The organism is Desulfomonile tiedjei, from assembly GCA_016212925.1.
Lineage (GTDB): Bacteria > Desulfobacterota > Desulfomonilia > Desulfomonilales > Desulfomonilaceae > JACRDF01.
Genome location: JACRDF010000041.1, coordinates 39,893 through 58,593, shown reverse-complemented (window position 1 = coordinate 58,593; position 18,701 = coordinate 39,893). Strand labels below are relative to the sequence as shown.

At 52.4% G+C, this 18,701-nt stretch carries 18 protein-coding genes; 15 read left to right on the top strand and 3 right to left on the bottom strand.

Going from position 1 to position 18,701, the window contains the following annotated elements; genetic code table 11:
- Positions 1-539: 539 nt before the first annotated feature.
- From HY913_17165 to HY913_17155, 3 genes are all read left to right on the top strand, one after another.
- Positions 540-1,340 carry a pentapeptide repeat-containing protein gene (locus HY913_17165; protein MBI4965008.1) on the top strand — a complete coding sequence of 267 codons (801 nt, stop codon included), beginning with the start codon at positions 540-542 and terminating at the stop codon, positions 1,338-1,340.
- On the top strand, positions 1,337-1,969 hold the full coding sequence (locus HY913_17160; GenBank protein ID MBI4965007.1) for a nucleotidyltransferase domain-containing protein: 633 nt from the start codon (positions 1,337-1,339) through the stop codon (positions 1,967-1,969). Before HY913_17165 ends, HY913_17160 begins: the two co-directional genes overlap by 4 nt.
- 656 nt (positions 1,970-2,625) lie before the next feature.
- Positions 2,626-2,826, top strand: coding sequence for a hypothetical protein (locus tag HY913_17155; protein ID MBI4965006.1), 201 nt, complete (start codon positions 2,626-2,628; stop codon positions 2,824-2,826).
- Between the two features lie 78 nt (positions 2,827-2,904).
- On the opposite strand, the gene HY913_17150 is transcribed toward HY913_17155, so the two are convergent.
- On the bottom strand, positions 2,905-3,174 hold the full coding sequence (locus tag HY913_17150) for a hypothetical protein (protein ID MBI4965005.1): 270 nt from the start codon (positions 3,172-3,174) through the stop codon (positions 2,905-2,907).
- 416 nt (positions 3,175-3,590) lie between these two features.
- A complete protein-coding gene (locus tag HY913_17145; GenBank protein MBI4965004.1) occupies positions 3,591-4,433 on the bottom strand; it encodes a patatin-like phospholipase family protein in 843 nt (280 codons plus the stop codon).
- A gap of 394 nt (positions 4,434-4,827) precedes the next feature.
- On the opposite strand from HY913_17145, the gene HY913_17140 reads away from it, so the two are divergent.
- The 3 genes from HY913_17140 to HY913_17130 all read left to right on the top strand — a co-directional run bounded on the left by HY913_17140 (position 4,828) and on the right by HY913_17130 (position 9,146).
- Positions 4,828-5,628, top strand: coding sequence for an alpha/beta fold hydrolase (locus HY913_17140; GenBank protein ID MBI4965003.1), 801 nt, complete (start codon positions 4,828-4,830; stop codon positions 5,626-5,628).
- A gap of 149 nt (positions 5,629-5,777) precedes the next feature.
- Entirely contained in the window at positions 5,778-6,902 is a 1,125-nt protein-coding gene (locus HY913_17135; protein MBI4965002.1) for a DegT/DnrJ/EryC1/StrS family aminotransferase, read from the top strand.
- Between the two features lie 243 nt (positions 6,903-7,145).
- Positions 7,146-9,146: an aminotransferase class I/II-fold pyridoxal phosphate-dependent enzyme gene (locus HY913_17130; protein MBI4965001.1), complete on the top strand. Its 2,001-nt coding sequence runs from the start codon at positions 7,146-7,148 to the stop codon at positions 9,144-9,146.
- Between the two features lie 442 nt (positions 9,147-9,588).
- Here HY913_17130 and HY913_17125 read toward each other — a convergent pair whose 3' ends face one another.
- Positions 9,589-9,990 carry a hypothetical protein gene (locus HY913_17125; GenBank protein MBI4965000.1) on the bottom strand — a complete coding sequence of 134 codons (402 nt, stop codon included), beginning with the start codon at positions 9,988-9,990 and terminating at the stop codon, positions 9,589-9,591.
- Between the two features lie 396 nt (positions 9,991-10,386).
- On the opposite strand from HY913_17125, the gene HY913_17120 reads away from it, so the two are divergent.
- The 9 genes from HY913_17120 (at position 10,387) to HY913_17080 (ending at position 18,697) form a co-directional block, all read left to right on the top strand.
- Complete coding sequence (locus HY913_17120; GenBank protein ID MBI4964999.1) at positions 10,387-11,727, top strand: lipopolysaccharide biosynthesis protein; 1,341 nt, start codon at positions 10,387-10,389, stop codon at positions 11,725-11,727.
- A gap of 70 nt (positions 11,728-11,797) precedes the next feature.
- Positions 11,798-12,499: a class I SAM-dependent methyltransferase gene (locus tag HY913_17115; GenBank protein MBI4964998.1), complete on the top strand. Its 702-nt coding sequence runs from the start codon at positions 11,798-11,800 to the stop codon at positions 12,497-12,499.
- A complete protein-coding gene (locus HY913_17110) occupies positions 12,492-13,289 on the top strand; it encodes a DUF268 domain-containing protein (GenBank protein MBI4964997.1) in 798 nt (265 codons plus the stop codon). The genes HY913_17115 and HY913_17110 overlap by 8 nt, the downstream gene beginning before the upstream one ends.
- A gap of 180 nt (positions 13,290-13,469) precedes the next feature.
- The gene (locus HY913_17105) at positions 13,470-14,924 is read left to right on the top strand and encodes a B12-binding domain-containing radical SAM protein (protein MBI4964996.1); all 1,455 of its coding nucleotides are present in this window, start codon (positions 13,470-13,472) and stop codon (positions 14,922-14,924) included.
- A gap of 495 nt (positions 14,925-15,419) precedes the next feature.
- The gene (locus HY913_17100) at positions 15,420-16,256 is read left to right on the top strand and encodes an FkbM family methyltransferase (GenBank protein MBI4964995.1); all 837 of its coding nucleotides are present in this window, start codon (positions 15,420-15,422) and stop codon (positions 16,254-16,256) included.
- A gap of 23 nt (positions 16,257-16,279) precedes the next feature.
- The gene (locus HY913_17095; protein MBI4964994.1) at positions 16,280-17,185 is read left to right on the top strand and encodes an alpha-1,2-fucosyltransferase; all 906 of its coding nucleotides are present in this window, start codon (positions 16,280-16,282) and stop codon (positions 17,183-17,185) included.
- Between the two features lie 104 nt (positions 17,186-17,289).
- Positions 17,290-17,460 carry a helix-turn-helix domain-containing protein gene (locus HY913_17090; protein MBI4964993.1) on the top strand — a complete coding sequence of 57 codons (171 nt, stop codon included), beginning with the start codon at positions 17,290-17,292 and terminating at the stop codon, positions 17,458-17,460.
- 56 nt (positions 17,461-17,516) lie between these two features.
- Positions 17,517-18,509 carry an acyltransferase gene (locus tag HY913_17085; protein ID MBI4964992.1) on the top strand — a complete coding sequence of 331 codons (993 nt, stop codon included), beginning with the start codon at positions 17,517-17,519 and terminating at the stop codon, positions 18,507-18,509.
- Positions 18,510-18,571: 62 nt separating this feature from the next.
- Positions 18,572-18,697 carry a hypothetical protein gene (locus HY913_17080; protein ID MBI4964991.1) on the top strand — a complete coding sequence of 42 codons (126 nt, stop codon included), beginning with the start codon at positions 18,572-18,574 and terminating at the stop codon, positions 18,695-18,697.
- Positions 18,698-18,701 lie beyond the last annotated feature (4 nt).

Sequence of the window (18,701 nt, the reverse complement as noted above, 5' to 3'; positions counted from 1 at the left end):
AGGCCCCCGGGTGGCGGCTTTCCTGATGACAGCCGATAACCAGGGCCGGCCACGTGGTGACTATACCATGCTTTGGTGAGTTCCCACAGGCTCTTCGACGGGGGAATGATGAGCACCCTCCCCTCCGCTTCCCTGGAAATCCGCAAGATTTATCGCGTGATCCCGGATCAAGATGCCGAGCGTGAAAGAGATTTAAGCATCATTCATGAACGTGGGGAAGAATATCCACATCCTGGCAAGCATACGTGCCCATAAGCATGTCGCAGGAAACCGAACTTGCTTTCATGAATTCATTTGACAGAACATAAGATAAAGGAGGATAAAGAGTTCCAAAAGCGAGTACCAGTGAAACCGGGGGGAATCATTCGTGCCATGCGGACAACACCGTATTGTGAATGCCGATCCGCAAGACACGCCGTGATAAAACGGTCAGCGCAACGCAATCCGGCCGCGTTTCGTGCGGTTGGGAAAGCAACATTCCTTATTTTGTGAGGATCAACCTGATTATTGTTGGCCCTAAACAAACGAAAACACCACCAATGGAACTGCGAGAAAACAAGAAAGAGAAAATCGAGGACAAAGAGTTTTGCGCTGATTTGAGTAAAGCTGACTTGTCCCGTAAGGAATTCGTCCGAGTGTATGCCGTGGACAAGGTTTTCACCGATGTCGTCTTTAGGCAATGCGTCCTTACATCGTGTTACTTCAGGAATTGCGGGTTCATTAATTGCGATTTTACGGGGGCCAGTATCAAGGACTGCAATTTTAGAGGAGCACAGTTCGAAAAGTGCAATTTTAGGTACACAATCTGGGAGAAGACCTTGCTTGATGAGCGCTTCCTGGATACCTGTCTGCCAAGTGAAGAAAACCTTGCTCGCGATCTAGTGAGATCGTTGCGAACGAACTTCGCGCAGATAGGGAACTACGAGGCTGTAAATAAAGCAGCAGCAATGGAAGTGAAACTGACAGGCCAACATCTTTACAACGCGGCCTATTCTCACCAGTCCTATTACCGCGCGAAATATAAAGGACAAGCCCGTTTAGCGCATGTACTGCGGCACTTACGCTGGAAAGCCCTGGAATTGCTTTGGGGTAATGGGGAAAGCATCTTCCGAGTTGCTCTAACAGGTCTTGTCGTTATTATCGTTGTGGCTGTTTTCTACTGGTGCAACACGGCTGGGGTCTCGCTCCCAGAATCTTTCCTAGAGGCGCTCGGGCACTTCTGGGGTGTCCAATATCGTGGGCCGATGCCCATGACTTACGGTGTCCTGCTTGCGGTGCCCCGGTACGTTCTCATTGGCCTGTTTGTAGCAATTATGGTGAAGAGGTTATCTCGGCGGTGAATGACGAAATATATATATTTGGGTCCGCGGTTCGCGGTGAGGTATCACCAACTTCGGACGTCGATGTACTAGTCATCGCGACGCAGGGTGCCCGTGCAGAATATCCAGCATCATGGAGCGTTTACTCGCCCGAAATCATCGAGTCGTACTTTCGTGAAGGGCGCTTATTCGCATGGCATCTTCATCTGGAGGCACAGCGCATCTTCCCGCTCGAAGGTGCGTCCTATTTGGAGCGACTTGGGGCGCCAGCCTCATATACTTCGGCTCAATCAGATATTTCTGACCTTGAATTTATGTTGGCTGAGTCGCTCATGGAAATCCGGTCAGAAACCAACAGCCTGATCTACGAACTCGGTATCGTGTATACAGCGATTCGAGACATAGCCATGGCCGCGTCATGGATTATCTTGGAAAAGCCAAGCTTCTCTAGATATACGCCATACATTCTTCCTACGGCTTGCCCGCTTCCAATTGATGCATATCGCGGAGCCATGCTTGCGCGACACCAAGCGACCCGCGGTACTGTATATCCGTTTGACCCGGGGGTTGTCGCCTCCCAGGTACTCGCGTCACCTGTCCTCGAATGGGCAAACAATCTCAGGAGAGCAATATGCCCAATTCCTTCTTGAACAAAGTCTCCGCCGAGCGGCGTGTCCTATCCGTAATTAACGCCCGTTTTCGGGGCGACAAACAGTTAGCTGGTCTATCTAAGTCAGCGATCGATTTGTGGCAACGCACAGTGGGTGCTCAGGTAACTGGTGAGGTTATAGAGACATTAATAGCCCTCGCTGACATGTGTCAGAGCCTCTCGGATAGAAGCCATGAATCGTTCAGACCGCTTAAACGAGATGTGGAAGAACGGCTTGAGGCAGCGCTTCTTACATTAAATACCGCCATCCATCAACTCAAACATGAAGAGTAACAATCGCGTCGACACGAAAAAGGGGACAAGGGAGAATTCTGGGGACACAAAACCCATTTATTGTTGCCGCGTGAGCGGCTCTCTCATACGGTAGCTCTGTGACCGGACTTTCGCGAATCCATGAGGGTTCTCGGCGGCGTACCAGCATGAGATCCCATTGCGAGGCCATGGGCGGCAGCAAACCTTCTTCTGTTTGACACCGAAGAGTTTATCGCCCTTCTTAATAAAACTCTTGGGCGGGTGATCCAAAGAAAAAAGCCGGGGCCAAAAAGAAGGGCGGACACGATGGAGCGTAGCGCACGTGGAACTTCCGCTGGACTACCGTCCGTATTGAGGATAAATTGTCGATAGAGGTGGACAAAAATGACAAGGGTCCAAAAACTGGAACAGGAAATCAAGGAACTCTCTTCCAGTGAGCTTGCAGCCTTTCGGGAATGGTTCCAGGAGTACGATGCCACCGAGTGGGACAGGCAGATTCAAGACGATGCTATTGCAGGGAAGTTCGATAAACTCGCAAAAAAAGCCCTTGCAGACCACAAGGCAGGAAGAACAAGGGAAATTTGAAGCATTTTGCGTCACCCGACTTTTGGGCGGGCTAAAGAAGGCGGTTAGTGGGCACGATGGAGGATGGTGTACCAGGGACTAACGAAATGTGGTTTCTATCGCTTCATGCGCGGCGAGCGCTTTTCTTAGGAGCATCACCTTTTTCCAGGCAGTTTCTTTCCAAACTACATACTGCATCCTCATGGCAAGCCTGCCGGAAGCGACAGGCATCTTCCGAACAATCAGCATATCCTCTGTTGAAGCAGTCAGAGTAACCGGCTCTGAGTTGGGAAGCTCGAATTCTGTCCGTATATCTTGCTCGTATGCACGCCAGGCAGTACCCATGCGAGATGTCGATATCTGTCGCATGAACATCGCCCCATTCTGTCCCACAAAGTAAACACCTGTATTTTAGCATTTCTTGAAGGCCTCCTGGGCTCGCTCTTTCGTGCCGCGTCGCCCTGAAAGTCTTGAGAAGCATAAGACGTGCCAACCACGGCCACGCCTTGCGACGCAAGTCGGACTGGCTTAGCATGGCTCGTGGAATTTTTCCAGAAATTTTTCAGGACCATGCGCGAAGAGCCTGAGAGCTATGGAGTAAGTTCCACATGTGGGGATCAATTTCCCCAACTCGCACCGGCGGGGTTCGGGCCAAACCGCGGCGTGGTCGTTTGTCAAACGTCTGACTCCGAGGTCGTGTTTGTGAGGCCGGGAGCCGCGGACGCCAGCCAGGGCAGGCGATTCTCGCCGAAGCATGAGGGGTGTCTTGCTGCGGTTGCCGGCCTTCATCGAGTCGCCGTGCCTTTCGACAGTACCTGAATAAGTCCTTTTCGCAATTCTTGTGCTGCTGAGGCGGCCTGGCTAAAGACCTCTTCGACCTTGCCAAAATCAAGCATCCTGACGTCACGGATCTGCGGCCATACATAGATGTCCGGCTTGAGCCTCTTCAGTTTATGGGTTAGGATCGTTGTCTGCATGATGTCGAAGGTCCCGAGCACTGACTCCAACGCATTTGGGACCTCGGGGCCGTCGGCAACCCGCACTCTACTGACGTTCACAGCGATGATGAAGTCCGCACGGCCTACAAGCAGGTCATAGGGCACCAGGTTGACGACACCGCCGTCCACCAGAATTCTCCCATCTACGGAAACGGGTGAAAAGACCCCTGGGACAGCCATGCTGGCATGTATGGCTGTTAGCAACGCACCCTTTCCAAACACGACCTCCTCAGCCGACCAATAATCGGCTGCAACGACGAGCAGGGGAATTTCCAGATCTTCAAACTTGTCCACCTTGATTTCCTGGAGCAGCGAATTCAGGATGCCCTGCGCATTGATCAACCCACTGCCCGAGAAGTCCGGTTTGAAAGCATAAACCCACCTAAGCAAGTCTTCCCTTTTCTCTATGACGTCCCGCCACGTATCATTCCTGAGAATGAGACGTCTTTCGATAACCTCCCTGATCTCTCTGGCGGACATTCCCGATGCATACAGGGCGCCGACAATCGCCCCCATGCTGGTGCCCGATATAACGGCAGGACGGATCCGCAGATCGTCCAGAACTTGAAGCATGGGGATATGGGCCAGGCCTCTCACGCCGCCGCCGCCCAGAGCGATACCCACGTTCATGGGTTACACCTCCTGACACAGAGTAGCTTCCCTGTTTGTCATTTGCCGCATCGTACCACACATCCGAGTCTTTTGCTTCGGCGGATGTTCCTCGCTTGGGGTCTCGACTTCGTCACGCTTGATCATTGGCTATGATTGCTTTGAGGGGATGGAAGGCAATGTGGGATAAGATTCCTTGAAAGTTGCTCCAAGCGAGCCTCAGCACTCGGAGGCACACACGGCGTCAGGAGACTTTCTTCCGCTTGACAGCGACTGGTTAATAGGCCACCTTGGGGTGGCGGGAACGCGTCCTGAAGGCCAGGGACCTTCTCCGGCACGCTCACCTAGCCTGTATGTGGAGCTTTCAGCCTGAAGGCTTCCCAACAATTCCAATCGCAGCTCAAAGGGTAACACAATGGCCATAGCGCATGTAAAAGACATAGACATCTATTTCGAAATTCACGGCAGTGGACCGCCGCTTGTCCTGATCATGGGACTAAGGAGAAATGCGGAGTGGTGGTATCGCCAGATCCCGGAATTATCCAAGCACTTCACCGTAATCGCTTTCGACAATCGAGGCGCGGGAAGATCCGACAAGCCTGAGATGGAATACTCTATCCGGCTCTTTGCAGATGATACCGCGGAGCTGATGAATTTCCTGGAAATTCCCAGAGCCCACATCCTCGGCGTCTCCATGGGAGGATACATCGCTCAGGAATTGGCCATCAACTACCCGGACAAGGTCAATGGGCTGATCTTGGGTTGCACCAGCTGCGGTGGACGCCGAGCGGTGATGATGCCGAACGACAGGATGGAGAAATTCAAGGCCAACAAGGGGTTAACGCCGGAGCAGATATTGAGAAAGGATATGGATCTATTATTCTCAGATCGTTTCGTCCAAGAGCAACCCGAGTGGATCGAAGAATTTGTGAGCATCTCACTCCGTTATTATCAACCTGCCGATGCTTTCTTCCGGCAACTCGATGCCTGCCTGAAGCACGACACCGTGGATCGGGTCAGCGAGATATCCTCGGCCACGATGATCATGACCGGAGACGACGATCTTTTGGTCCCGTCGGAAAACTCGCTCATTCTGAAGGAACTTATGCCCGCAGCCGACTTGGAACTCTTTGCAGGGTGTCGGCACTGCTTTTTCTTGGAAGAGTCCGCAACGTTTAACAACTCGGTCGTCCGCTTTTTCCAGTCGGTTCGTTGATTGCCGCGGCGGGAGCAAGATCCGTGATTGCGTGAACACTAGACGATTGACAGTAGCCGCCAAAATCGCCTATCGTGCTTCTAGCGTTTGCACTCTGCGCTCGGCGCCCCGTGCCGAGGCGGGTGGAAAGGAAATCAACAGGAGAAACTTTGGACAGCATTCCCGTTTCGTGTCCCACAATGCCGGACATGGCTGAAGTTCAGGAATTAATCAAGGAGAACTTCTACCCCCGCGAAAACCAAGCAGCGGACATCGAAAGTCAGTTCGAAGATGCGTTGCAGCGATTTGTGCACTGCGAGCACGCTGTTGCAGTATCGAGTTCCACATTCGGTTTGATGCTGGCTCTAGCCTCGATGGAATTGCCTCGCGGACGTGAGGTCATAGTCCCGTCATTTGCATTTGGCGCCACTATTCAAGCCATCTACTGGAATGAGTTCACCCCCGTGTTCGTGGATTGCCTGCCCGGAACCATGACAATAGATCCGGAAGAGGTCGTTAAAGCCATAAACCCTCAGACCACAGCGATAGTTCCGATTACGGTTTTTGGCCTACCCCCTGATATTAGAGCCCTAGACCAGATATCGCAGAAATATGGTATACCCATCATATCCGACTCCAGCCAGGGGCTTGGTTCGTTGGTCGACGGAAAGCCCATCGGAGGATTCGGTCAATGTGAAGTTTTTTCGCTCAATTCAGAGATGGTTGTCTGCGCAGGAGAAGGAGGAGTTCTGGTCACCAATGACGCCAACCTTGCCAACAAAGTCCGAGCTATGAGACAGTGGGGACAAGGCAAAGACGGTGAGAACTCGGTTTTCAAGGGCGTGTCATCCCGAATGGGACATTTCAATGCGGCAATCGGGCTCTTGAGCCTGCGCCGGGCAGACTCCCTGATAAGTTCACGCCTGAGATTGATTGCCGGATATCGTGAGCGACTCTGCAACCTTCCGGGATGCCAATTCCAACAGGATGCGCCCGATCGGAAGTCGAATGGCACCTATTTCACTTTATTCGTAACAGAGGAAGCCGGAATGAATCGAGATCAGGTTCTGGAAGGACTCAAGGAAATGGGTGTCCAGGGCCGTAGGATGTTTTTCCCACCGGCCCATGCTCACCAGGCATTCCAGGGCAGGCCTGCTAGAATCATTGGCGATCTCGGCAATACCCGGGCGGCATCATCATCCAGCCTGGCCCTGCCGCTTTTCTCGCACATGACCGAGGAGACTTTGGATCGCGTGTGCGGTGCAGTCAGGTCATTGCTGGGAGGCCGCTCTTGAAATTGGTGGCGGCCTTTCCGGTTACTGAAGGGTCCTTCCCGATGAGCTTGACGGATGCGCATATTGTATTGGCACGGCTTTTGCTATTATTTGCGTGGCGCGAGGCTCGCGCGGGACGTTGCATGATCCGCTTTTTCCGGTCTCGCATGGACAATATCGTTGGTCTGCTTCCAACCCACGGGTTCAAGGCCGATTCCGGGGGAGGATTGCAGGTCTGAGGAATCTGCTATTACACAGTTATCCATGACGAAATCACTCCAATACTACTTGAAGCGTTTACTCGCTCTTTCTATTGTTTTCCTCCTGGCCTGTTTGGGCTTCCTCGCGTCCTATCTTCTGCGATTCGATTTCGAAATCCCTGAATACTGGCTAAGACAGTTTTTCTTGCACGTGCCTCACGTTGCCCTTATAAAAGTCGGCGTTTTTTGGTTGCTGAGCGCCCGCTTGAGCAACTGGCGGTATTTCAGCGCCAGCAGCATATTCTTTGTTTGCCTTTATGCGATCGTGTGTTCGGTCCTTGTATTCGTGCTCGCATCTTTCGATTCCCGACCGCGCATTCCCAGGGGTGTTATCATTATAGATTTTCTGGTCACCTTGAGTATCGGCATCGGCGCGGGCCTGATTTGGAAATCCGCGTCGGAACGCATCGCCACGGGGTTCGACCGCAGCAGGAAAAGAGCGCAGCGTGCCGTAATAGTGGGAATCAGCAACGCTACCGAGGCCTACATCATCGAGACGAAACGAAGCCCGGGCGCCAACGTACAGGTCGAGGCCATATTCGACGTGGACTCATCGAGGAAAGGCTCATTCATCCACGGCGTGCCTGTAAAGGGAAGCCTGGAGGAGTTAAGACCGTACCTTGCCAAAAGCCCGGTTGACATGGTTCTGGTGTCACTGGACCCTTCCGTTCAGGGCACGATGAAACGGATCAACAAACTTCTGAAAGGGTTTGACGTTATTGTTAAGCCGCTCCGCCCAATGCTGGAATCCGTGGACCGGTCCCTCCCCCTGTCGAGATTGGACGTTACCGGAGCGTACGATGTTGCGGCCCAAAATGGAGGCCAAGGTCTGCCGCCTCGTTCGGAAAGGGACCCGAACTTCATCCCATTGGTGAAACCAACTCTCCCGGAATTTGAGGACGTGTTCTGGGTGGTGAAGCAGTCCTACGCATCGGGCCAGGTGACCTCCGGAGACGTTGTGAAGCTCTTCGAGAAGGAGCTTCAAAGATTTACCGGGGTTGAGCATGCCATAGCGGTTTCGAGTGGAACATCGGGTCTAATGCTGGTTTTTTCCGCTCTTGATCTCCCTGAGGGCTCAGAGGTAATTGTTCCGTCTTTCACCTTTGCAGCGACAGTCCACGCTCTGCTATGGAATGGGCTCACACCTGTTTTCGTGGATTGCCTACCAGGCACGATGACCGTGGATCCGGAAGAAGTGTCCAAGGCATTGAGCCCTAAAACCAAGGCTATCTATCCTGTTACCGTGTTCGGTTTGCCCCCGGATTTGGACGAACTGGAGGCTCTTTCACGGAAATGGGATCTCCCTCTGATATGTGACTCGGCACAGGGGCTGGGAGCCAGTTACAAAGGGCGACCTTTGGGCGGGTTTGGTATTTGTGAGGTCTTTTCGCTAAGTCCCAGCAAAGCTATTACGTCTATGGAGGGAGGAGTAGTCACCACCAACGACCCGCAATTGGCAGACAAGCTGAGGTCCATGAGAAATTACGGCAAGGCTTCCCAGGGACAAGAGATGGTCTATATGGGACTTTCGGCAAGAATGGTGGAAATTGACGCAGCAGTTGGTCTTCTCAACTTGCGGAGAGCCGAGTCTTTGCTGGCAAACCGCCTGAAATTAATCGGTGATTACTGTGAACGTCTAAAGGGCATTCCAGGATGCTCTCCCCAGGAATTTCCCACCGACCGCACGTCCAGCGGGAGCCTCTTTGCTTTTCGCGTTGGTTCGGAGGCGGTGAAAAGCAGGGACGGCTTGATGAAAGCTCTCAGATCCAAAAATATAGAGAGTAAGGAATACTTTTCACCGCCCGCGCATGCCCATCCGTTGGTCAGCAACAGGCCGCACCGGATAGTGGGTGACCTGCCTGTGACATGGGCGTGCAGCCGGGAATGTATCGCCTTGCCTCTGTATTCCGAAATGGCATCGGAGGATCATGAACGAGTTTGCGCAGTTGTGGAATCCATACTCGGCACAGGTTATCAGGGTGTTGTGTCTCCCACCTTGTCTTAAAGGCCCCATTGTTTAGTTACGTGCACATCGGTGGGAGCTTCCGCAAAAAAAATCGCAATTTGCGGTGGAGCCCGAAGGATCATCAGTTTCCGAAAGTAAACACAGATTAATTGTGGGTATTCCGCCAACGCGGGACGATCCCATTCGGGAAGAGCTTTAGGGAACAACTATATTGGACCCTTCTGTCAAACGATGCTTTCTGTATTGGTTGCCACGGACCTGGGCCTTACCAGGTCCGTGCTTCCTACCGGTTCTATTGCCACGATAACCTTGAAGATTCCAAGCCTTAAGGTACCGTCCGCTCGTTTTTCAATTTGGTTTCAATGCGGGTGACAACCTTATCGTTGTCCAAAAACGCGGGCACGGACCTAGCGGAGCCCAGGTCCGTGGCACCCGGGACTCAATCTGTGACAACTGCCGTGAACCGGCCTAACAACAAGATTCAATCGAGTTCCTCAATAGCTTTGCCCATTTCGACAAATGCTTCTCTAACCTGGCTTCTGGTAATGGTGAGCCGATTGCCCAGCTCCAGCGGCCCCATCAAACCCGCCTCTATGACCTTTCTGAAGCAGGTTTGAAGTTCTCGTGGAGTCAGGGTGTATCTGATCATCAACGATTCGTCTTCCATTCCTGATTTGATATCAGTGACGAACCGCTTTGCGTCTATTTTCCTCGCGTTTTTGCCGCGGGTGGCTTTTACCTTGGCGATGATGTCCAAGGCAGCGGCCTTGTACAAGTAAAACTTCTTTTCCGACAAACCATATTTCTCTTGGAGGACAGCGTCCGGCAAACCGGCCTTCACGTCGGCTAAGAATGCTTGGGATCTCGTCCTGTCGCGGCTCATTCCTGTCCCCTCCCCCACTCTTCGACCATCTGTCCCATAACATAACAAGAATTGCCGGTACTTAGCCAGCGCAAAAGTGAGATCCGCGGAAAGCCCTAGTTGTTGCCGATGGCCTTTCCGGAAGGCTGCGCAACTTGACTTCCCGCAGGGATTTGCGTACGATAACCCTCGGTAGGAAACAAACGAATATACGCTCGGCCCTGGCGAGGATGCAACAATTCATCGTGATTCCCGGCCGAGGCATGGTGCGGCCGTCGGGATCTCGAACTTCTTGAGAAGCTCTCCTGAGAGGAAACCTTTGTATTATCATGGCGCTGCTGTCATGGTACGGGGCGGAGCTGTGCTTGTCAACATTTCCCGCAAGGCGTTTTAAAAAAACATGACCCAAGAACGTTCGTGAGCAGGACCAGCCTCAGAAGAGTGCCCGGAGAGATCGCTCGGCTTGTCCGAGGCCGAAAGCGGCTTTCCCGAGAGATTTTATGGGTCCTTACAGGCCAAGTGACCTCTGTGGTCGGCGCAATCGTGGGCGTCAAGCTGCTCACCGAAGTGCTCCCTCCCCATGCCTATGGCGAACTGGCCTTGGCGATGACCGCGGCTGCACTTAGCCATCAAATCGTTTTGGGACCATTGTCCAATGCCTTTACACGATTCTTCGCTCCTGCCAGTGAAGCCCGTGAAGTGCGGCGATATCTCAAAGCCGTGCTGTCCCTTACTCTGGGTGGAGCGGCGGCACTGTTCGCTTTAGGAGTGCTGGCATTTGGTTTTTTCGAAATAGCCGGTCACGGGCGGTGGCTCGCACTCGTCGCCGCGACGTTCGCTTTTGCCGTAGTGTCAGGATGCAATTCCGTAATGGATAGCATACAGAATGCGGCTAGACACAGGTCGGTGGTGGCCTTGCACCAAGGCCTGGGAACCTGGCTTAGGTTCCTATGTGCAGTTTTTCTGGTGGAAAAACTGGGAGTAAGCAGCACGGCGGCGATGTTTGGATACGCCGTAGGGGCTCTCGTGACAGCGGCTTCGCAGGCGTGTTTTTTTTCCCGTGGAATAGTTAGTCCCCTGTCTGGAGAGCAAAGCGCCTTAAGTGGGGTTTCCTCGCGATGGGGTCCCAGAATGATTGATTATGCCTCACCTTTTGCACTCTTCGGCATATTCACATGGTTGCACATGGCCTCGGACAGGTGGGCGATTCAAATATTCGGGTCCACCGCGGAGGTCGGCCGGTTCGCCGTATTGTACCAGTTGGGATATTACCCAATGATGCTCCTGTCCGGCATCGCTTCCCAGCTTCTGGCACCAATTCTCTTTCAAATGGCTGGAGATGCGACTGACCCACTGAGGAGAGGAGCAGTATCTAGAACAAATCACCTGGTGATCTGGGCATCACTGGGCTTTACAGTATTTGCCGTTTTGGCCTTAGCCATGTTTCACACCCACATATTTGCAGTACTGACATCAAGGAATTATCTGGAAGTGTCCTGGCTCTTGCCCCTCATGGCACTGGCAGGAGGATTGTTTGGAACAGGTCAGTTGGCGGCCTTGGAAATGTTGAGCAACGAGAGTGCCCGAAACCTGATCAGGCCCAAGATCGTGACTGCCGTTCTTGGGGTCACGTTGAACATCGCCTTTGCTGCACTCTGGGGAGTTAGCGGAGTAGTATTGGCCGCGATAGTTTTCGCGGGGGCATATTTCGGATGGGTTATTTTGCTAAATTATTACTCCGCAGATGCTTCGCGATAGGGAAGGAAAATCGGGAACGCAATCCTGCCTTGACGGACAACGTTTTGCTCATGACTTTGATGATTGAAGGATGGCTATGAGGCTTGGTTTCAATCAGAGGGAACGAGATCGGTGGGTGGCTATGCACGCGTCACAGATCCGGCCGGGGCTCCGAGTCCTCGATGTTGGAGCAGGTAGTGGCCGATATCGCGACCTATTTGCCCACTGCGAATATAAGACCCATGACTTTGGCCAAGAACCGAGCACTTTGGGCGGCTATACCAAGCTGGATTATGAATCGGACATCACAGATATTCCGGTTCCCGATGGCTCATTTGACATGGTCTTGTGTACGGAAGTGTTGGAACACGTCCCTGAGCCTATCAAAGCCGTGCAAGAAATTGGACGCATCCTCAAGCCCGGAGGCCGTCTGTTGCTGACTGCACCCCTTGGCTCTTTCTTGCATCAGGAACCGTACCACTTTTATGGCGGCTTCACACCGCATTGGTATTTGAAATTTCTTCCGTTGGCCGGATTTACGGTTGAGACTATTGAACCGAACAGGGGTTTTTTCAGTTGGTTCGGACAAGAGGCAGACCGGTTTAGCGCTCTCATCGACCCTCGCAGGACTCTCAGAACAGGAGCAAACTGGCTCCTGGTAACCCCGTTGTGGGCATTGACGCTGCCTTTTTGCCGTGTATTGTTCCCTCTGGTTTCCGGTTGGCTTGACCGCCTTGGCTTGGACCAAACTGCCACTGTCGGCTACCACGTTGCGGCTACGAGGAATGCGTAAAACATTAATAAGAACGTATTGGCTCATGCGCGAGCAGTTTGGGCTTGATCCTATCAGGACCTACAGGTCACTGATTGAGTTACCCCGGTTCGCAAGAGCGTGGTTGGCCTTCAGGAGATCCTACGAGGGAAGAATGGGGTTTCTCCCCTGTCTGCATGACTGGGACGAGGAAGCCGGGGTGGTCGGCAATGAGTATTTCTGGCAGGATTTGTATGTCGCTCGCAAGATTTTCCATGCGAATCCTGACAGGCATGTGGATGTCGGATCCCGTATTGACGGTTTTGTGGCCCATGTAGCCAGTTTTCGCCAAATTGAGGTTATTGACGTAAGGCCGTTGCCTGCCATTCCGGGAGTCGTATTCAAACAGGCCGACTTGACAAAGAAGGAGCCGGCGTCGCTAGGTTACTGTGATTCGCTGTCCTGCCTCCATGCCTTGGAGCACTTCGGTCTGGGGCGATATGGAGACGCGATAGATCCTGATGGACACAGGTCCGCTCTGAAGAATATGGCGCAAATGGTGTCACATGAAGGATTGTTCTATCTTTCCGTGCCAATAGGACTCGAACGGGTGGAGTTCAACGGTCAACGTGTGTTTGATCCGCGTACTGTCGTCTCGCTTGCCGGTGAATACGGTCTCCGACTCAAGGAATTCGCATACTGCAGCGATGGCCGTTCAATCCAGGAATCCTCAGAGCCTCACGGGGACTTTCAGGTGCTGAGCAAATCACATTATGCCCTTGGCATTTTTACCTTTCAGAAGGTAATTGAGCATGGGGAGAGCAAAAGGTAAATTTACCGGCTCAAGCTTCATAGTTGTCGCAGCCGCTGATTCCAGCCGAGGCGCAGATCTTGTGGGAGCCACACTTGGAGTCTGTCTCAAGGCCGAGCCTGACCGGAGATCGCGCCACTCGGGAGCGAGGGTTATGTTTCCGAGGCCCACACTGAGCAGTGGATGGCAGAAGGAAGAGCAATGGACTACATTTTGATCGATGCGCAGCCTAGCACCGAAGACGCCAGTTCCGGTCACGGCTGGTTTGTCCCATATGGCCTTGCGATTTTGGCTCAGGAATTGAACCGGAACGGATATACAGGAAAGGTTTTGCTCGATCGGACCGAATATCAATCTTTTATTTCCCAGGCGAGCGGGCGATCCGCTCCAAAGATGATTGGGGTGTCAGCGTCAAGCTGGAGTCGATTTGATGCAATAGACAAAATCAAGGAATGCCGCGGCTTGTTCCCGGATGCGCTCATAGTGGCCGGTGGGTTTCATTTTGGGAGTTGTGCCGAAGATTCGATTCGCAACATTCCCGAATTAGACGTTGTAGTGCGAGGGGATGGCGAAGAAGTTATCGTAGCATTAATGCAGCATGCTTTGAACAAAACGGGACTAGGCGAAACAAAGGGGATCACTTATCGAGGCGGAAACGGGCAGCCTATCGAGCAAGGGGCAAACGCCGTTGTCAAGAACCTGCCGGACTTGGGCTTTCTCGATCAATTTTTCACAAAGCAAGCCTTCGAGGCCAATCCGCTTCATCCGGATATGCCGATTCCCTCAATGAACGTTCTTGCCGGAAGAGGATGTCCGCATAATTGCATCTTCTGTTCTGTCGGACGAACCAAATATCGTCCTTATCCTCCAGAGCAAGTAGTTGATCTTATTTCCAGAGTCACCAGTAGTTACGGAATTAAAGGGGTAAAGTTCTGGGATGACTCCCTGACCATCCGTAAGTCGCATGTAATTGAATTGTGTGAAGGAATTAAGCGGAGGGGGTTGGAAATTTTCTGGTTCTGTGATTCGCGAGCGGACATTGACCTTGATCTTATTCCGCTTATGCATTCAGCGGGTTGCAGGTTCATATCGGTTGGATTGGAATCGGGCTCCCCCACAATCCAAAAGATTGTTGACAAGAAGATCTCGAATGAGGACATCCTCAAATTTGCGGCAAAATGCCACGAGGTCGGGATTCGACCGTTCATTTTTCTCATTGCGGGTTTCCCGGATGAGGGGCCTGATGAACTCGAGATGACGATTGAAATTGCAAAAGAGCTGAGCCAAAAATATCGCGCTCGTGCCGGGTCGATGGGGATACTGACGATCCTGCCCGGAACGCGACTTGAGCAGATAGCGAGGGAGCGCGGCCTTCTGCCCGCAACCTTTTCGTGGGCTCGGCCATACAATAATCCGGAAAACAGCGAATATGGTCAATCACCATTGATGCCTATTTATAATGAGGGACTTTCCGCTCAAATGCTTAGAGAAGCAAACCGGATCATTCAGGCAAACTATGCCAGTAGCATGTCACCAGCCGAATTTGCCAAGAGTGTGTTGGAGAATCTGTGTCGAAGAGACTTGAGCCTGCTGGAAAAAATTGCCATTGGCAAGAAGGTTTTTGTCTCCAAGGTCAAAATGTTAGTCGGAGGATAGTGGAGCTGCTCTCCCAGCCCTAAAATGATACGATACAACTCCACATGCCATCGAATCATATCCTCCTCGGTGAAGCCGCAGGCACTCTTTAAATCCGGTCTTCCTTTTTCGTCTCCTCCTGCTTGTGGCAGGAGCAGCGCCGGCATTTTACCTCGAATCCCGGAATGACTTCCATTCCGACGATGTGACGAGAGGATTTCGGGCGCAATGTATTGGGTGCAGCCTCAAAGGCTTTTTGAGCTATTCTGCAAGCAGTCTCCCCTGTCGTAGGGACAGCTAATCAGGCAAATAATCCTATCGATGAGCTTGCCCGACCGACCGATTTTCACTTCTAGTTATGATAATCACTTCAACCAGGTCGCGGCTGCTTATGTCGTCGAATACCTGGCAAAGGATCTGCTATTTGAATCTCCTTTACCATGTATTCGCCCCATAAAGGATATGAACGAGAAATTGCCTCCGAATTATCTTCGGTGAACGATTACAGGGAATGGTATGAAGTTTCTGGGCCCGTTTAAGAGAGCTGTCGAGCGAACTCCTCTGGCCACCATCTATCGGTCCGTACGCGATGACTGGCGATGGATGCGCTCTCGTCCAATCCTGACCCCCTTCGGCTACCGATTTGCGGGGTGGGAGGACATGCAAGCCGAGGGCTTCGAGCCTGACGAGGCAGCGCTAATCCAAAGCTGCCTGGGTGAGGCAGATGTCTTCGTGGACGTGGGTGCCAACATCGGTTGGTACACCTGTCTGGCCCGGTCAAAGGGCAAGCACACGATTGCCATTGAGCCGTTTCCGGACAATGTGCGCTACCTCATGGGCAATCTGGAGGCAAACGGCTGGACCGACGGCGTTGAAATATATCCTGTTGGCGTTTCGGACAGGCCGGGATTGGCCCGGCTGCACGGAGGCGGAACAGGCGCCTCATTGGTAAGCGGTTGGTCGGGGACGTCTCACAGGTTCGGGCGCATGATTCCTTTGACCACGCTCGACATCCTGGTCGGGGGCCGGTTTGCTGGAAAACGTCTGATGATAAAGATCGACATTGAAGGCGCAGAGTACTCCGCTCTACAAGGCGCGTCGAACATCTTGAACTTCGTCCCGCGGCCGACCTGGCTCGTGGAAATAACGCTTTCTGAAAACTGGCCTGCAGGCAGCGACAATCCGAATTTCGTCAACACCTTTGAGTTGATGTGGCGCCACGGTTATCGGTTTCGATCTGTCGGCCCCACTGGCCGGGAGATCTCCATCGAAGATGTCCGAGAGTACGTGACCACCCGTCGGCGACCTGACTGGGTCGGAGTCAACTACGTTTTCACCGGCGATAGTAGATAACGTCGTATTTGGACTCGCCCTGCATGAACAAAAGACGCAAGGTCATCGTCCGCTTGATGGGCGGTCTCGGCAACCAGCTTTTCTGCTACGCCGCCGCGCGCAGACTCGCCCTAGTGAACGACGCAGAACTTGTTATTGAGGACGTGAGCGGGTTCGCATGGGATTTCCTGTATCGCCGGCGGTACGCTCTGGATCAATTCAATATAACCGCTCGAAAGGCAACTCCAGCGGAGAGGTTTGAACCGTTTGCGCGGTATCGTCGGTACATCACCAAGATGATTGCCCGCCAGCGCCCCTTCCTCAAGCGGAAGTACTTGCAGCAAGAAGACATTGCCTTCGACCCGCGTCTCCTGGATTACAGGGTCAAGGGCACAGTCTATCTCGACGGCTTGTGGCAAAGCGAGAGGTACTTCAAGGACGTTGAGGACGTGATCCGGGAAGACCTGCGAATTGTTCCTCCGCAAGACAAGGCCAACCAGGCGATGGCGGAACGAATCCGGACTTCAAACGCGGTGAGCGTCCACGTGCGGTGGTTCGAGAAGCCTCAACAAGGCCAAGGTGGGTCGGAATACAATTTGGAGTCGGATTATTACAGCCGTGCTGTTCAGTGGATTAAAGCCCGCGTGGACGATCCCCATTTCTTTCTCTTCTCGGACGATCCGCACGCGGCACGGCTCCTGCTAAAGTTGCCGGAAAGCCTTATCACCTGCGTGGATCACAATCGAGGAGCCGAGAGCGCCTATGCCGACCTCTGGCTCATGACTCAGTGCAAGCATTTCATAATCGCAAACAGCACCTTCAGTTGGTGGGGAGCGTGGCTCGGGAAGTTTCCGGAAGCCGTGGTCATCGCGCCGGCGTTGAGTATTGAGGGCATAGCAGCGTGGGGTTTTGAAGGATTGATGCCGAGCAGATGGATCGTTCTCCAGTAGCGGCCCAAGCAATGGGCCGAGGAATATGTTCCTGAATCCTTTGGATCGTGAAACGAAATTTTGGGAATGGATAAGCTCCGGGAATTTGAAAGGAGAATTGTCAGATGACCACGGAGCGGAAGACCATTAAGGACAGGTTGGGCGTTCTGAAGTTTGCAGAGAAGCTGGGGAGTGTGCCTTGTGCCTGCAAGGTTATGGGGTATTCCCGAGACGGCTTCTCTCGGTTCAAGCAGTTGTATGAGCAAGAGGGGACCTGGCGCTCCAGGAGATCGTAATCCCCTAGTCACGGCCGGTATTTTCATCGGAGCAGCGGGAAAGGACAGATTGACAAATGGAGGAGCAAAAGTCACAATTTCTGCATTTCCTCCGCTGGATAAGTGCCCTCTTCGTGGCCATTGGACATTCCCAAATGATAGGTGGCGGCGGAAACTCCATCTTTATTTTTTTGGCTTCCCATGCCCATGCAGCAGTAATGGTTTTTTTTGTTCTGAGCGGTTATGTAATTGCAGCGACCGTGGAAAAAAAACGAGCCTCTGGGTATAAGCTTCAACAATATTTTATTGATCGCATTTCTCGTATCTATTCCGTTTTAATACCTGCAATCATTCTCACGATGCTGCTTGATTTTATCGGCACGCAACTTTTCCCTGTTAGATATTCAGATCCTAACCTTTTGCCACAAACCCATGGAATTATCAGATTCCTTGTGAATGCTTTTTCCTTGCAAGGTCTATGGGGGTATCGGGTGCAGTTTGGGAGTAACCCGGCGCTGTGGTCGATCGGCTATGAGTTTTGTTATTACGTCCTCTTTGGCTTGGTCACGTGGAAACCAAAATACTGGCAATTATTAGTAGCAGCAACTCTGTTGGTCTATGGACCAACGGTCTCATTTTACGGAATAATATGGGCCCTTGGTGTTTTTGCATACAGGTCCGATAAGCGGCTTCCATTGCTCCCGGTCCTCGCTCTTTTCCTGGTTGCCAACCATTTTCTCGAATATCAGCCCGCGATTGAACTACCGGAATTCGTCAGAGATTTTCTATTTGCGATTACGGTCATGCTGCTAATAATGGCGAGGCCTAAAATAAATCGCCGACTCTTTCCAATCAACCGCGAGATGGCTGAATTTAGCTATTCCTTGTACGCCTACCACACGCCAATATTGTTTATGGCATATTCATTTATAACGCCAACGCCAATCTCCGCTTGGGGTATGGTGGTATTGTGTCTGATCCTTTCTCGATTGCTTTATTACATTACGGAAAATAAGCGTGCAACGCTCAAATCCGCTTTGACTCGTATTGGTTCTTCATTTGCGAGGTAGCGGTCTTAGCGAAGCCGTGATCACTTCGTCAGCAGTGCCGTTTCACTCACCCGTTTTACACCGTGGACGATTACAGATGCGTTTCGGCGTGTAAGCAGGCTACCGAGAATTACAGGGCTCAGCACAACATCATGGAACCCGGTCAGCAAATAGATTGGACAGGAGTTTTCTGTAGGAAGAACCGATGACCGG

What these genes read in the sequence shown, in the direction of transcription:
- HY913_17145 (MBI4965004.1), bottom strand. Translation starts at nt 4,433, where the DNA reads ATGAACGTGGGTATCGCTCTGGGCGGCGGCGGCGTGAGAGGCCTGGCC.
- HY913_17105 (MBI4964996.1), top strand. Translation starts at nt 13,470, where the DNA reads ATGGACTACATTTTGATCGATGCGCAGCCTAGCACCGAAGACGCCAGT.
- HY913_17110 (MBI4964997.1), top strand. Translation starts at nt 12,492, where the DNA reads ATGCGTAAAACATTAATAAGAACGTATTGGCTCATGCGCGAGCAGTTT.
- HY913_17125 (MBI4965000.1), bottom strand. Translation starts at nt 9,990, where the DNA reads ATGAGCCGCGACAGGACGAGATCCCAAGCATTCTTAGCCGACGTGAAG.
- HY913_17165 (MBI4965008.1), top strand. Translation starts at nt 540, where the DNA reads ATGGAACTGCGAGAAAACAAGAAAGAGAAAATCGAGGACAAAGAGTTT.
- HY913_17115 (MBI4964998.1), top strand. Translation starts at nt 11,798, where the DNA reads ATGGCTATGAGGCTTGGTTTCAATCAGAGGGAACGAGATCGGTGGGTG.
- HY913_17130 (MBI4965001.1), top strand. Translation starts at nt 7,146, where the DNA reads ATGACGAAATCACTCCAATACTACTTGAAGCGTTTACTCGCTCTTTCT.
- HY913_17140 (MBI4965003.1), top strand. Translation starts at nt 4,828, where the DNA reads ATGGCCATAGCGCATGTAAAAGACATAGACATCTATTTCGAAATTCAC.
- HY913_17085 (MBI4964992.1), top strand. Translation starts at nt 17,517, where the DNA reads ATGGAGGAGCAAAAGTCACAATTTCTGCATTTCCTCCGCTGGATAAGT.
- HY913_17095 (MBI4964994.1), top strand. Translation starts at nt 16,280, where the DNA reads ATGAACAAAAGACGCAAGGTCATCGTCCGCTTGATGGGCGGTCTCGGC.
- HY913_17090 (MBI4964993.1), top strand. Translation starts at nt 17,290, where the DNA reads ATGACCACGGAGCGGAAGACCATTAAGGACAGGTTGGGCGTTCTGAAG.
- HY913_17150 (MBI4965005.1), bottom strand. Translation starts at nt 3,174, where the DNA reads ATGCGACAGATATCGACATCTCGCATGGGTACTGCCTGGCGTGCATAC.
- HY913_17100 (MBI4964995.1), top strand. Translation starts at nt 15,420, where the DNA reads ATGAAGTTTCTGGGCCCGTTTAAGAGAGCTGTCGAGCGAACTCCTCTG.
- HY913_17155 (MBI4965006.1), top strand. Translation starts at nt 2,626, where the DNA reads ATGACAAGGGTCCAAAAACTGGAACAGGAAATCAAGGAACTCTCTTCC.